The sequence below is a fragment of the Streptomyces tritici genome, assembly GCF_048500665.1.
In the GTDB taxonomy this organism is placed as follows: domain Bacteria; phylum Actinomycetota; class Actinomycetes; order Streptomycetales; family Streptomycetaceae; genus Streptomyces; species Streptomyces tritici.
Map to the genome: position 1 here is coordinate 1 of NZ_CP183183.1, position 14,064 is coordinate 14,064.

Genomic DNA, 14,064 nt, shown 5'->3' on the forward strand with positions numbered 1-14,064 from the left:
CGTCCGCTGCGCTTCCGAAGCAGTAGGACTGCGTCCTGCTGCTGGGCCTTCGCTTCGCTCTGGCCCAGGGAGACGGGTCCGCTACGCTCCCCCGTCTCAACAGTCCTTCCGGCTGCGCCTCCAGGACCGTCTGGCCCGCTATCGCGGTCCTGGCTGGCTAGAGGGTGGGGGCGGCTGCGGGCGGCCAAGGTGATGCAGCATGTAGAGTTGGTAGAAGAGAGGGATACCCCTTCTGGTGTCGTGTGTGGAGGGTGGGGGCTCTGTGGGTAATGCAAGGGCTTATCCGGTCTATCAGGGCGGGGATGTGGCGGCGGTGATCGCCGTGGCCGTGTCTCTGGTGAGGTGTGGGGAGCTGTGGGAGGGGGCGAGTGTCGACCTGGATGCCGAGTTGCTTCGGGTGGAGGACGTCGTGAGGGCCCGCGAGGTGTTCCCGCAGGGCTGGTTCTCGGGAGGCGGCGAGCATTTCTGTGGGGTAGATCTTCCGGATGACGCCCCGGTGCTGGCTCGCCTGCTGCCGATGACGCTCTCGGTCGTGGAGCCGGTGGAGGGTGATCTGCTGGGCAGAGCACCGGAGGTGCTGCGTCAGGCCGGGTGGGGGCAGATCGCGTGGATGGCACTCAGTTGGCCGGCAGTGCCCGAACTCGGCCTCGGTCCGGAACATGCGCGGACCGGGGTACAAGCGTGCTTCGGGATGGACGCCAACCATGAGCCGGCCCCGGCAACACCGTGTACGTCCACGTCCGGCCCGGGGAGGACGAACGGGCGCAGCACCTTGCCCGGATGATCGGATACGGCGTCATAGGGCCCAGCGAGCACGGCTGGTGACGGGCGGCTGGATAAGGAACGGGGTCTGAGCGGTAGGGCGGCCCGTCCGCAGTGTGCTGAGGACGGGCAGGAGAGGGTGGGTGGCTGTGTCGGAAAACGCCGGAGTCTCGTACGAGGGCTGCTCGATCTATGTGGATGCCGCGGATAGCTCGATGGTCATCACCTGGCTGAAGGAGCGTCTCGGCGCCGGTGGGGAGGGCCGCGGCCTGGTGGTGGGGCCGCTGGGGGTGAGCAGTGCTTGCAATGACTACTCCACGGGCAGGAAGGCGCACCCTTTCGAGTTCCTTGAGTGGCCCACGGTGGTGGAGTGCGAAGCGGTTGCGAGGGCGGCGCCCGGTGCGATGGTGGCCGCGGTCACGGCTGTGCTGGAGACGCTGTGGCGTGGAGGGTGGAACGCTGTGGCGGCGTGCGACTTCGAGGACGAGCTGCCGGCTCACGGGGGCAGGGATCGCTACCCCCTGCCGTCCCCCTCGGGGAGCCTGCCGCATGCAAGAACGGGCCGATGGCGAAGCCTGCTGGCGCGCGGTGGGAAGAGGAAAAGGAAATCGGTGTGATTCAGCTCCGAAAACACCAGGTGGACCAGAAAGCGGCTTTTAGAAAATGGGTGGGATTTCCTGCAAGGTCATTTGTGCCCGCTGAAGGGGCCCGGGCCCTGGGGGTGTCTGCGACCGGGTCCGGGAAGACGATCACGGCCGCCGCGAGCGCTCTGGAATGCTTCCCAGGCGGACGGATCCTCGTCATGGTGCCCACCTTGGATCTGATCGTGCAGAGCGCCCAGTCCTGGCGCCGAGTCGGGCACCGCGCGCCCATGATCGCGGTCTGCTCCGTGGACAAGGACGAGGTCCTGGAGCAGCTTGGGGTGCGCACCACGACCAATCCGATCCAGCTCGCGCTGTGGGCGGCGTCCGGACCGGTGGTCGTCTTCGCCACGTACGCCTCCCTGGTGGACCGCGAGGACCCGGAGGACCCTTCGGGCCGGCGGACGGTGCGGGGGCCGCTTGAGGCCGCCCTGGCGGGCGGAGAGCGGCTGTACGGCCAGGGGATGGCACCGTTCGACCTGGCCATTCTGGACGAGGCGCACATGACGGCCGGGGACATGGGCCGGCCGTGGGCAGCGATCCACGACAACGCCCGCATCCCCATCGACTTCCGGCTCTACCTGACCGCCACCCCCCGCATCCTCGCCGCACCCAGCCCGCAGCGTGGCCAGGACGGACGAGAGCTGGTGATCGCATCGATGCAGGACGACAGCGCCACCTACGGCACCAGGATCTTCGACCTCGGGCTGGCGGAGGCGGTGGAACGCTCGATCCTTGCGGGCTTCGAGATCGATGTGCTGGAGATCCGGGACCCCGACCCGGTCCTGGGGTTGTCGGAGGACGCGCTGCGCGGCCGGCGGCTCGCGCTGCTCCAGGCCGCGCTGCTGGAACACGCGGCGCAGATGAACCTGCACACCGTCATGACCTTCCACCAGCGGGTCGAGGAAGCCCGCGCGTTCGCCGAGCAGATGCCGGCGACCGCCGCCGAGCTGTATGCCGCTCAGGCCTCCGCGGCGGCGCTGGCCGAGGCGGAGGAGCTGCCCGCGTCGTCGATCGACGCGCGGCTGTACGAGCTCGAGGACGGGCGCCACGTGCCCCCGGAGCGGGTGTGGGCGGACTGGCTGTGCGGGGATCACCCCGTCGCACACCGGCGTGCCGTGATCCAGCGGTTCGCCAACGGCATCAACGCCCAGAACCGGCGCGTACACCGGGCGTTCCTCGCATCGGTACGGGCCCTGGGCGTCGGCGTCGACATCACCGGACTGCGCGGGGTGGAGGCGGTGTGCATCGTCGGTTCCCGCAGCTCCCAGGTCGACGTCGTGCAGAACATCGGGCGGGCGCTGCGCCCGAATCCGGACGGCACGGTGAAGACGGCGCGGATCATCATCCCGGTCTTACTGCAGCACGGGGAGGACCCGAAGGACATGGTCGCCTCCGCCAGCTACCAGCCCCTCGTCGACATCCTCCAGGCGCTGCGCTCGCACTCCGAGCGCATGGTCGACCAGCTCGCCTCCCGTGCCCTGACCCGCGGCACCGAGCGCCGGCGCCTCCACGTCCGCCCCGCCCCCGCAGCGGGAACCGAAGGCGGTGACGGTGATGAGACCAGCCAGGCGCAGCAGGAGGTCGACCGGGTCACCTCGATCGTGGTCAACTTCGCCCAGCCCCGTGACGCCGCCGACATCGCCGCCCTCACCCGCTGCCGCGTCATCCGCCCCCAGTCCCTGGTCTGGCTCGAGGGCTACCAAGCCCTGGTCCGGTGGCGTACCGAGAACGGCATCACCGGCCTGCACGCCGTCCCCTATGACGTCGAGACCGAGGTCGGCACGACCAAGGACTATCCCCTTGGCCGGTGGGTGCATCAACAGCGAAAAGCGCTGCGCGCCGGCGAACTCGACTCCCACCGCAAAGAGCTCCTCGACGACGCCGGGATGGTGTGGGAACCCGGCGACGAGGCGTGGGAGAACAAACTCGCCGCACTCCGCTCCTACCACCGTGCGCATGGGCACCTCGCACCCCGCCAGGACGCGATGTGGGGCGAAGGCGAGGCAGACGGAGAGCAGCTGGCCATCGGACAGCTGCTCGCCAACCTCCGCCGCGAGGGCGGCCTCGGCAAAGACCCGGAACGAGCCGCCACACGCGCGGCACAGCTCACCGCCATCGATGAAGACTGGAACTGCCCCTGGCCCCTCGACTGGCAACGCCACTACCGCCACCTCGCCCACCTCGCGCAGGACGAACCCGGCGGCCACCTGCCCGACATCGCACCCGGCGTACTCATGGACGGCGACGACATCGGGCGATGGCTCCAGCAGCAGCGCAAGCCAGGCACCTGGAAACTGCTGTCCACCGAACAACAGGAACGACTGACCACGCTGGGCATGCAGCCCGACCAGGCCCCGTCTCCCGCCCCGGCGGCACCCCGTGCGGCGGGGAAGGGCCCGAGCAAGGCGCAGCAGGCATTCCAGCGCGGCCTAGCAGCCCTGGCCCAGTGGGTCGAACGGGAGGGCGCCCACCGGCCAGTGCCCCGCGGCCACGCCGAAGAGATCGCAGTCGACGGTGAAGCAGACCCGGTGATCATCAAGCTAGGCGTATGGATCTCCAACACCAAGAGCCGACGCGACAAACTCGACGAGGGGCAGCGCGCCGCCCTCGCAAAGCTAGGCATGCAGTGGGCATGAGATGTCATTTCGGCCGTCGTTGAGCTGGGAGGTCAGTAAAGAGGAGACCTGGAACGTCGTGGCACCGGGGCCTTCGCCTTGCCTTTCGACACCGAATACGTGCAACGCGGACTCTGCTGCACCCACGGTGTTGCGCGCTGTGCGGCCCCGCGTCTGTGGGGGAACAGACTTCACTGCAAAGCGAAGGGCGCTGGGCCAAGCCCTGCAACGCCGACCTCGGTGTGGCCGCTTGTCGCCATGAATTCGCTCTCACGGCCATCGGGCAGGCGGAGCACTCCCGGGTCCGCGTCAAAGAGGTCCACGCAGCTTCCTGGATCTGCCAGTGTGATGCTGCCGGCCCAGGTGCTGTCCCGGTCCGACTCCCGGTTGTCGCTCCGGCGCGGGTCGTAGCGCAGAACGAGGGACGCGGTGACCGCGACTTCGCGACCGTCAGGCATGACAACAACAGCAGGGCCCGCATAGCGCTGACGGCCATCGCCCGGGTGGAAGGGCGCTCGAGGATCCATGCCGGGAGGCTAGCGCGCAGCACGTGCACCTTCTACGCCCCCCGGCAGTCGCTCAGGCGCCAGACTGCTCGGGCCAGGTAGTTGGCAGCGTCTCGCGGGTCAGGCATGCGCCACGTCTGGGGAGCGAGGCGGTGGATGCTCCACGGTCCAGCGACGCCCGATGTTCAGGCTGGGCGGGAAAGCGGCGTACTTCAAGATGTACTGAGGAGCGGAATGTGTCTGCCCCTCCCAAGGCTTGGGCTGACTTGGGCTGTTCGGCTTCCAATGCTTCCAGGGATCGTGCTGCGGGTGGTGGATCACGAACTGGTCAGCCACGTCGTACGCCACCTCCACAAGTGCGAAGCCGATGGCGCCCTCGGCGTGCATCAGGTGGTCTACGTGCTTAGAGGTCCTAACAAAGGCGTTGGACGTGTCGGTGGGTGATGAGGCAGGTGGCGAGGCCGAGGAAGGCTTCGTGGATGTCGTCGCGTCGTTCCCAGCGGACGCGTAGACGCCGGAAGCCGTGCAGCCAGGCAATCGTGCGTTCGACGACCCACCGGTGGACGCCGAGGCCGGAGCCGTGCGGGACTCCGCGTCTGGCGATCATCGGCTTGATGCCCTGGGCGCAGACCAGGCGGCGGTACTTGTCGTGGTCGTAGCCCCGGTCGGCCAGCAGCACGTCCGGTCGCCGCCTCGGTCGTCCGACCAGGCCGGCGACGGACGGGATCTTCGCGAGCAGGGGCATCAGCTGGGTGACGTCGTTGCGATTGCCGCCGGTCAGCGACACGGCGAGCGGGATGCCTTGGCCATCGACGATGAGGTGGTGCTTGCTGCCCGGCCGTGCTCGGTCGACCGGGCTGGGACCGCTTTTGGGCCCCGCCGAGCGGCCCTGACGTGGGAGGAGTCGATCACCGCCCGCGACCAATCCAGCTTCTTCGCGACCCGCAGCTTCTTCAGCAGCACCAGGTGCAACTGGTCCCAGACACCGGCCTCGTTCCACGCGGCCAGACGCCGCCAGCAGGTCATTCCGGACCCGAAGCCCAGTTCCTGAGGCAGGTACTCCCACTGGATCCCGGTATGCAGGACGAACAGGATCCCGCACAGGGCCTGCCGGTCCGGCACCCGCGGCCTACCCTCCACCTGCTTCGGTGCCGGCTCAGGCAGCAACGGCTCGATCAGCGACCACAGTTCATCCGACACGATCCACGGCCGCGACTGACGCTTCCCCACGACCAGACCAACGACCATCCGAACCGAAAGTCACATGATCATCAACTTCTGTTAGGGCCTCTTAGACGTCGTTTCCTTTGGTCTTCGGCGATCGTTGACGGGATGTGGATCGCCTTATTGAGCAGTTGGTGCCGGACGAGCTGTGGGAGCTGTTTCGGCGGGTAGTGCCACTGGCCGTGGTACAGCGGCCGCAGGGCGGGGGACGCCGGCGGGCCGGGGACCGTGGGATGCTGGCTGCGATCGTCTTCGTGGCGACGTCGGGCTGCACCTGGCGCCAGCTCCCGCCGGTCTTCGGGGCTTGCTGGCAAACGGTGTATAAGGGTTCGCGCGGTGGAGCCGTGAGCGTGTGTGGGCCCGTCTCTACCGGGTCATCCTGGATGAGCTCGGCGCACGCGGGCAGCTCGACTGGTCCAGGTGCGCGATTGACTCGGTGAGCGTTCGTGCCCTCAAAGGGGGCATCTGACGGGACCGAGTCCGACCGACCGCGGCAAAAGAGGATCGAAGATCCATCTGATCTGCGACCGCGCCGGTCTGCCGATCTCACTCCCGATCTCAGGCGCCAACCTGCACGACAGCCAGGCCCTCGAGCCCCTGGTCGGCGGCATCCCGCCGATCCGCTCGCGCCGTGGACCGCGTCGGTGTCGCCCCGCCAAACTGCACGGCGACAAGGGCTACGACTACGACCGTCTGCGCCGATGGCTGCGCGAGCGCGGCATCGTGCCGCGGATCGCCCGCCGTGGCATCGAGTCCTCCCAACGCCTGGGCAGCCATCGCTGGGTCGTGGAACGCACGATGTCCTGGCTTGCCGGCTGCCGTCGCCTGCATCGGCGGTACGAACGCAAGGCCGAGCACTTCCTCGCCTTCGCGGGAATTTCCGCGGCCCTCATCTGCCATCGCCGCCTCATCCGTGCGGACATGCACAATCGGTCAGCGTCGTGATAGTTGGCTCGTCCGGCCGATCGGGGAGGTTTGGCGACGCCGGCTGACGGTCAGCCACCGCGGAGACCCCACTCGTCAAGGCCACCGTAGACATGGGCTTCAAGGCATCCTGGGGCGTCCATGGCGACGGCCTCGCCCCGGTACAGGGCGATGAGTGAGTCCTCGCCCCGCCACCAGGTGTCGGTCACGCCCCGTACTTCGGGTACCGGCTCGTATCCTTCGAGGTCCAGGGAGTCGACGGCCTCGCCGGTGATTCTCGTGATGGTTTTGGCCCAGCGTCTCGCGTGGCTGGCCAGTGCCAACGATTCCACCCAGCCTTCGGTACTGGCATGCAGCGGCGCCCAGTGGTAGCCGTGGATACCGAACTCGTCACCGGGGCCGATCATGAATCCGTAGGCCAGGGACACCCGACAGTCCCCGGCCGGGATCCACCAGCCCTCGGCGGCCGAGCCCTCGGGAACGTCCGCGCCCAGGACGCGCGGGCCGCTCTCGTAGAACGGCGCCGGCGGCAGCGCGAGACCGCCCCAACGGTCCTCGAAGGCCACCGCGCGATCGATCTCCGTAGCCGGGACACCATGCTCGACCCAGGCGCTGCGGTAACCCTCGATGTCTGGCTGACGAACGCGGATGCCCTCCACCTCGACGAACAACTTGGCCCTGCGGGTCAAACCGGTCGGCGCGACCGGGACCGGCGATGCGGGAGCGGCAGCCATCATGCTGCCGGAGTCTACTGGCGAGGTTCGGTACCGCCTCGGGCGGAAGCCCGCCCGCTCGGTTGCGGCCCGGGACCTGCACCCCACCAACAAGTGTCCTCAAGAGTCAACTTTCACGTTCAGCCAACCGTGGCCCAGGGACCGCCATAGGAAACGACGTCTTAAGGTCGCGCGCCGCCAGGGCCAGGGCGCGGAGGCCGCCGCCGACGAGTGCGACGGGGGTGCCAGCGGCAAGGTGTTCCATGACGTGTTCCATGGTGCCGACGTTGGTGCGGCACAGGACTGCGCCGGGGCGGGTGACGGGGCCGAGTTCGGTGGGCATGGTGTCGGTGCCGGTCAGACGGATAACGGATAGGGGCGCCGGCAATGGCCAGCCAGCGGTTGGCTTCGTCAGCCAGGCGTGGGCCGAAGCGGAACGAGCGGGACAGAAAGAGCCTCGTGCCGTCGAAGCCGGTCATGACGTCTTTGGCGCCGCGCCAGTGGTAGGTGGCCTGGGCGGAGTCGCCGACCATGACGAGCTGCGCGTGGCTGCGCTGATTGTTGAGGATGTGCTCGACGACGGGGCTGGTGTCAGCCCCTCCCCGTCGGCCGGTGAATCGGAGGGGGCAGCGGGTACAGCCGCTCCCCCTCCCCAAGGGGTACCGGTCGTACCTGTGACGCGGCGACGCCGAATCTCCGAGGTTCGCGAGAGAAGGGCCACGAGGAGGGAGCTGGTACAGATGGTGCTGGTCTCGTGACTGATCTAGGTCCGCAGCTGTCCTAGTCGAGTCCTACGGTCGTCACATCGCGAGGGACGACACGAGGGGACGAGACCGATGACGCACACTGCACCCGAGGGTTACACCAGCGTTGCACCATGGGTGGTCACAGACGACACCGGTGCGCTGCTCGACTTCATTGCCGCCGCGTTCGACGGCGAGGAACTCGCCCGTGTGCCGGTCGAGGACGGCACCATCGGCCAGGGAGATCCGAGTCGGCGACACGGTGGTGCTGGCCTTCGACCGACGGCCCGACTGGCCGGTGATGCCCTCGCAGCTGCGGGTCTACGTCCCGGACGCGGACGCCGCCATGGCCGCTGCCGTCGCGCACGGGGCGCAGGTGATCACCGAGACCGCTGACAGCGCGTGGGGAGATCGCGGTGGCCGGGTGCGGGATCCGTTCGGCAACATCTGGTGGGTGGTGAGCCGGGTCGAGGACGTCGCACCGGACCAGGCCTGGGAGCGCATGCTCGAGCCCAAGTACGCCGAGGCGATGCGCATGGCCCAGGAGACACTGGACGCCGCACTGAGCGGCCGGGACACAGGGATGGCGAGCGCCCCACAGCGCCCCACCGAGTGAGCCCTTCCAGCCTCGTGGTGCTGACTGCTTCAACAGCTTTCGCGACCGTGTCGGTCCGTCGCCGGCCGGCACGTGAGAGGTCAGAGTTCGGTCGTCCAGATCCCGACAGGGTACTAGGGCCTGTTGTGAAAGCCCTGGTCGCGTTGAGGTTCGGCGTCCTGGGGGCATCGTTGTCAGTGGTGCTGTGCATGATCGGCGCGTCAGTTTTGGCGGAGGTAGGGAAGTGTCATGCCGATCACAAGCCGGCAGGTAGCAGGACACGCGTTCCTGCGGCAGATGTACGACGACTCGTACTTCCCTGATCACGTGGTCGACCGGGGAAAGGCGATCCTGCTGCGGCTGTGCGAGCGCATCGAGGACGAGCGGCCGTCGGACCTGGAGAGCTTGTATGCACTCACCCAGGCTGCAACGGAGGAGTCCAACCTGCTGGACAGGGAGTTCGTGGCGGCCGGGAGTGAGATCGATACGGTGGCGCGGGAGTGGATCTGTGACGAGTTCTGCTTCGTCGCGTCGGCATACGAGTTCACGGAAGCAGATGCCGAGAAGCTGACCGCTGGCCGGGACTGGTGAACCAAGACAGGAGAACTACCTCCGTTCAAAGCCACTCGTTGATGGCCGCGACGAGGACTGTGGCTTCAAAGCGGACGGCGAGCTTGTCGTAGCGGGTGGCCACTGCCCGGTGGCGCTTGAGGCGGTTGATGCCGCACTCGACCGCGTGACGCTGACGGTAGTCGGCCAGGTCGAAATGCGGGGCCGACCGCCGCGGGAGCCGCGCTTCCAACGGTTTGCGTGCCTGGCCGGCCTTGTCCGGGATGGTGCAGCGAATTCCGCGTCGGCGCAGATAGGCGCGGTTCTTGCGGGAGGCGTACGCTTTGTCGGCCCGCACCCGGTTGGGGCGGACGCGTGGCCGGCCCGGCCCGATGCGGGGCACGCGGACCTTTGCCAGCACGGGCTCGAACTGGGGCGAGTCCCCGCGCTGCCCGGCTGTGATCACGATCGCCATGGGCTTCTGACCCTGCTCCACTGTCAGGTGGAGCTTGGTGGTGAAGCCGCCTCGCGACCGTCCCAGCCCGTGATCATCCGGCTCGGTGAAGATGCCACTCGGTGGTTCATACTGCAGGTCACCCCGCTTACGAGCCCCGGCCGCGTGCTGATGGGCACGGCACACCGTGGAGTCGACGCTCAGGTCCCAGACGATCGCGCCCTTCGCGTCGGCCAGGGACTGGAGCCGGGTGAGGATCCGCTGCCAGGTGCCGTTGCACTGCCACCGCCGGAACAGGTCGTAGACCCGGTTCCACGGTCCGTACTCGACGGGGATGTCCCGCCACGGAACTCCGGTCCGGACCCGGAACCGTATGCCGTCGATCAGCTGTCGCCGAGGCCAGAGGGGCGGCCGCCCCGCCCTGGTGCCCTTCGGTAACAGCGGCTCCAGCACCGCCCACTGCTTGTCCGTCAGATCTGCCCGCCCCATGAACCGCGATCATTTACAGCCCAAGATCCACTTTCGACACACGGCCTAGGTCCTGTCCGGAAAGTCATGGGAGCCAGAGTCGGAGGCAGGCGAGGGCGGCCATGGCATGGAAGTGGCGGGCTCGTTTGTCGTAGCGGGTGGCCAGGGCTCGGTTCTGCTTGAGCCGGTTGAAGCAGCGTTCGACGACGTTGCGGCGCCGGTAGGCGGCTTTGTCGAGCCGGCACAGGGTCTCGCCGCGGCGGATACGTCCGTTGATCTGGTCGATCCGCTCCGGAATCGCCGCCGCGATTCCGCGTCGTCGCAGGTAGGCGCGGATCTTGCGGGCCGAGTAGCCCTTGTCCGCGACGACGCGGTCGGGCCGGGTCCTGGGCCGGCCCGGCCCCGGCCGGGCGATCCGGATCCGGTCCATGACCGGTTCGAACTGGGTGCAGTCGTTCACGTTCCCGCCCGTGACCGTGAAGGCCAGGGGCCGGCCGTGGCCGTCGCAGGCGAGGTGGATCTTGCTGGTCAGCCCGCCGCGCGAGCGGCCGAGCGCTTCGCCCTCCCAGGGCCCCCTTTTCGGGCGCCGGCCGCATGCTGATGGGCCCGGACCGTGGTCGAGTCCACGCAGACGATCGTCCAGTCGACCTGTCCGACGGCGTCGGAGTGCTGCTGGACGTGGGCCAGCAGCCGGTCCCAGGTGCCGTCGGCGGACCAGCGGCGAAAGCGTTCGTAGACCGTCTTCCACGGCCCGTACCGCTCGGGCAGGTCACGCCAGGCTGCCCCGGTGGACAGCTTCCACAGGATCCCCTTCACGACCTGGCGCCGGTCCCGCACCGGCCTGCCCATCCGGCCCGGCGCCAGCAACGGAGCGATCAACGCCCACGACTCATCCGTCAGTTCATGCCTACGCACCACGAACGGAGCAACGAGCCACCGACTTTACGGACACGGCCTAGGTCCTGTCTGTAGTCCAGATCATGAACGCGGTGCGATGCCGCGAAGCCAGCTCGTGTGAGACCGGCCGGCGGGCGGGGCGCAGCCGCGTGACCGTTGCATAGGCTGGCTGTCTCATCCGACGCACCGCGACGAGGATCAGCATGCACAGCAGCACCAGGATCCGCCTGATCGAGCCCACCGACGCCGCTCCGATCGCAGCGCATCGGGTGCGGGACGTCGAGGCCTTTCGGCCATGGGAATCGGTCCAGCCGGACGACTTCTTCACCCCGGAGGGCCAGACGGAGCGGATCGACAGGCTGCTGGCCGGATACCGGGCCGGCACGGTGTGGCCGGGCGTGGTACTTGCCGACGACCAGGTGATCGGGCAGGTCACCATCGGAGGCATCCTGCCACAGCCGCACCTGCGCCGCGGCACCGTCGGATACTGGATCGCCAGTGTCGCCCGGAATCAAGGCCACGCCGGGTGCGCCGTCGGGCTCGTACTCCAAGTGATGGCCGACGAACTCGGGTTGCACCGCGCCGAGGCGTCCACCAATCTGGAGAATCTGCCGTCGCAGCGGGTGCTGCGCCGCAACGGGTTCACCCGTACGACGTCGCGCACTCCTCGATCTTTCTCGACGGGCGCTGGCGCGACGCGCTGCTGTGGGAGCGGCTCCTCGGCAACTAGGGCCGGCGGATCGCCTGCACGCGGAGCCTCGGTTTTGATAAGCCGTCAGTCATGGCCCGAGGCGATCTCACCGACGAGCAGTGGACCCTGATCGAGCCCCATCCCTCGATCGCCGCGGTCAGGCCTATCCCTGCCCTGCGGAAACACTTCAACGCGGTGATGTGGCGCTTCCGCGTCGGCAGCCCCTGACGTGACCGAGTTCGGGCCCTGGCAGAGCGCGTACGGCCGGTTCCGAATCTGGGCGAAGCAGGGCGTTTGGACTCCGAGCAGTTGGTAGCCCTGGAGGCTGCCGTCGAGACCGAAAATAGGGTCGAGACGAAGGAATAACAGCCGCAAGACGGACAGGCCGAGGGTAACTCGCGCGTCGAGCGGCGACGGGTCCTCCGACGACGCCGAGCCCGCTTGAAGGGCGCTGAGCTGGGGCATTCCCGAGGCGGGTTGACCAGCAAGACATCTCATGTCGCCGGAGGTCAACTCGATGGGTGCGGCGTCACGTCCAGCCCCAGCGGTCGGGGGTGATGTGCCTGGCATGTCGGAGCCACCCGATAACATCGCCGCGCGTCATGAGGTGGGACTCGGAGGGGGCCGAATGCAGGTCGCTGGCGTTGATTTTCAGGTGAATCACCCGGTTCTAGCGCTGGGGTCGACCGACTGGCTGCCGGCGTTGGCTCTGGAGGGCGAGGCCGCGGTCGGGTGCGACACCCATGTGGCGGTCCGAGTTCAGGCTCAGGTTCGGCTCATCGAGGTCCGGCTCTTCATCGAGCCGCTCGACGAAGAGCCGGGGCCGGATCCGTCCTTCACGACTGTCTTCGAGGGGCCGATCTCGTTGGCTGACGGACGGCTGGTCATCGGTGATGTCATGGGTGAGACGCGCTTCGTGAGCCTCATTGGCGAAGGGGGCAGGCGGCGGATCCGTGTCGCCGTCGACGAGCCTGGCTGGAATGCGGTCGCAGTCGACATCTCCGTTGGCCCGCGCCTCTAGGCAGCGAGCGCAACGGGTGTAGCGAAGGCCCGTTGGGGGTCGTAGGGCATGTGGTTCTGCAGGCAGTGGTAGAGGCAGCCGAGGAGCTTGTTGAACAGGTTCCGCAGAGCGGCGGTGTGGCGTTCACCGGTGGCACGTCGGCTGCCGTAGTGCTCGCGGGGTTCGTGCGAGCGTAGGGCTGCGAAGGCCCACATGTAGCCGACGGAGGCCAGCCTCTGGTTCTTGACTGCTCGGGCGACCACGACGCGGCTGCGGCCTGAAGCCCGGGTCACCGGGGCGGCGCCGGCGTATGCCTTCAAGGCCCGGGCGTCGGCGAATCGCTCCCGGTCGTCACCGACCTCGGCGATGACGCGGGCTCCGGACATCACCGAGAGGCCGGGGAAGCTGGTGATGATCTCCGAGTCGGGGTGGGAGAGGAACGCTTCCTCGGTGGCCGTCGCGAGGTCGTCGACGCTGCGGCAGCAGGTGGCTTCGAGTTGCTGGATCAGGGCCTTGCTTGCTTGCCCATAGCCTGCTCCACCTGCGGCAGCTGGTGCAAGCGGTCCATCCGGAGATCTCCCGGAGCCGTTCGACCTCGGCGTCGGTCCCGCGTCGGAGCCGACCGGCGCGATTGAGCAGAGCACGCAGTTGGCTGCGGGTGAGCCGGGCTGCTGCCGCGGGGGTAGGCGCCGCGGCCAGGACCACGCGGGCGTGCTTGGAATCGAGGCCCAGCGTGCCGGAACCGTGAAACGCCTGGAGAGCGGCCAGGTAGTACTCGCGCAGATGGGAGCGGAGTCTGTTGACCATCTGGGTCTTGTCCCAGACCGCGTCCTGATGCGCGCGGGCCAGGACGGCGACAGCCTGGACGAGTTCGCTGTCAGAGGGCAGCGGCCGGTGGGCGGCCATGTCGGTGCGGAGGATGTTGGCCAGGACGCGGGCATCGGTCGCATCCGGCTTGGCCCGGGCGACGCTGCTGCGGTCCCGGTAGCGGGCGGCGGCCAGCGGATTGATCGCGTAGACCTTCCGGCCGGTGGCCCGTAGGCCGGCGACCAGCAGGCCGCGCGGGGTCTCGTTCGCCACCGGTATGGGCTCCTCCGGGCTCTCGCCGTGGCGGGCCAGCAGCTCCAGCGAAGCGTTGAAGCCGGCGCTGTCGTCGCTGATGCTCAGCTTTGCCAGTGGGGTGCCGTCCTGGTCGACCAGTGCGATGTCGTGGTGCTTCTCGGCCCAGTCGATGCCGCAGAAGACCTTGCTCAACCTCGTTCTCCCGTTCCTGCGTTGT

Annotated in this window: 8 protein-coding genes and 6 pseudogenes; 8 read left to right on the forward strand and 6 right to left on the reverse strand. The window is 68.3% G+C overall.

The window, feature by feature from the left end; translation table 11 throughout:
• Window positions 1-262 precede the first annotated feature (262 nt).
• The 3 genes from ACNJ93_RS00005 (at window position 263) to ACNJ93_RS00015 (ending at window position 4,042) form a co-directional block, all read left to right on the forward strand.
• Window positions 263-784 carry a hypothetical protein gene (locus ACNJ93_RS00005; protein ID WP_418955194.1) on the forward strand — a complete coding sequence of 174 codons (522 nt, stop codon included), beginning with the start codon at window positions 263-265 and terminating at the stop codon, window positions 782-784.
• 121 nt (window positions 785-905) lie between these two features.
• Complete coding sequence (locus ACNJ93_RS00010; protein WP_418955195.1) at window positions 906-1,379, forward strand: hypothetical protein; 474 nt, start codon at window positions 906-908, stop codon at window positions 1,377-1,379.
• Window positions 1,328-4,042, forward strand: a complete 2,715-nt coding sequence (locus ACNJ93_RS00015; RefSeq protein WP_418955196.1) for a Helicase associated domain protein — start codon at window positions 1,328-1,330, stop codon at window positions 4,040-4,042. The genes ACNJ93_RS00010 and ACNJ93_RS00015 overlap by 52 nt, the downstream gene beginning before the upstream one ends.
• Before the next feature lie 897 nt (window positions 4,043-4,939).
• Here ACNJ93_RS00015 and ACNJ93_RS00020 read toward each other — a convergent pair.
• Window positions 4,940-5,775, reverse strand: a pseudogene (locus ACNJ93_RS00020) (IS5 family transposase).
• An 86-nt stretch (window positions 5,776-5,861) separates the two neighbouring features.
• Here ACNJ93_RS00020 and ACNJ93_RS00025 point away from each other — a divergent pair.
• Window positions 5,862-6,696: pseudogene (locus ACNJ93_RS00025) on the forward strand (IS5 family transposase).
• A gap of 50 nt (window positions 6,697-6,746) precedes the next feature.
• On the opposite strand, the gene ACNJ93_RS00030 reads toward ACNJ93_RS00025, so the two are convergent.
• Both ACNJ93_RS00030 and ACNJ93_RS00035 read right to left on the reverse strand, forming a co-directional pair.
• The gene (locus tag ACNJ93_RS00030; RefSeq protein WP_418961266.1) at window positions 6,747-7,409 is read right to left on the reverse strand and encodes a hypothetical protein; all 663 of its coding nucleotides are present in this window, start codon (window positions 7,407-7,409) and stop codon (window positions 6,747-6,749) included.
• A gap of 160 nt (window positions 7,410-7,569) precedes the next feature.
• A pseudogene (locus ACNJ93_RS00035) lies at window positions 7,570-7,981 on the reverse strand (DNA helicase); the annotation flags it as partial.
• Window positions 7,982-8,224: 243 nt separating this feature from the next.
• Here ACNJ93_RS00035 and ACNJ93_RS00040 point away from each other — a divergent pair.
• Together ACNJ93_RS00040 and ACNJ93_RS00045 are read left to right on the forward strand one after the other, a co-directional pair.
• Window positions 8,225-8,747 (forward strand): annotated as a pseudogene (locus ACNJ93_RS00040) (VOC family protein).
• Window positions 8,748-8,975: 228 nt separating this feature from the next.
• A complete protein-coding gene (locus ACNJ93_RS00045; protein ID WP_418955197.1) occupies window positions 8,976-9,317 on the forward strand; it encodes a DUF5713 family protein in 342 nt (113 codons plus the stop codon).
• Between the two features lie 25 nt (window positions 9,318-9,342).
• Here ACNJ93_RS00045 and ACNJ93_RS00050 read toward each other — a convergent pair whose 3' ends face one another.
• Together ACNJ93_RS00050 and ACNJ93_RS00055 are read right to left on the reverse strand one after the other, a co-directional pair.
• A complete protein-coding gene (locus ACNJ93_RS00050; RefSeq protein ID WP_418955198.1) occupies window positions 9,343-10,218 on the reverse strand; it encodes an IS5 family transposase in 876 nt (291 codons plus the stop codon).
• Between the two features lie 64 nt (window positions 10,219-10,282).
• Window positions 10,283-11,115, reverse strand: a protein-coding gene (locus ACNJ93_RS00055) for an IS5 family transposase (RefSeq protein WP_418955199.1) whose coding sequence is annotated in 2 segments (ribosomal slippage) — window positions 10,283-10,773 and window positions 10,773-11,115 — 834 coding nt in all. Because the reading frame shifts where the segments join, the coding sequence is not laid out codon by codon here.
• Window positions 11,116-11,297: 182 nt separating this feature from the next.
• Between ACNJ93_RS00055 and ACNJ93_RS00060 the strand changes: the two are divergent.
• Both ACNJ93_RS00060 and ACNJ93_RS00065 read left to right on the forward strand, forming a co-directional pair.
• A pseudogene (locus ACNJ93_RS00060) lies at window positions 11,298-11,824 on the forward strand (GNAT family N-acetyltransferase).
• 589 nt (window positions 11,825-12,413) lie between these two features.
• Window positions 12,414-12,806: a hypothetical protein gene (locus ACNJ93_RS00065; protein ID WP_418955200.1), complete on the forward strand. Its 393-nt coding sequence runs from the start codon at window positions 12,414-12,416 to the stop codon at window positions 12,804-12,806.
• On the opposite strand, the pseudogene ACNJ93_RS00070 reads toward ACNJ93_RS00065, so the two are convergent.
• A pseudogene (locus ACNJ93_RS00070) lies at window positions 12,803-14,039 on the reverse strand (IS110 family transposase). The gene ACNJ93_RS00065 and the pseudogene ACNJ93_RS00070 overlap by 4 nt on opposite strands.
• Window positions 14,040-14,064 lie beyond the last annotated feature (25 nt).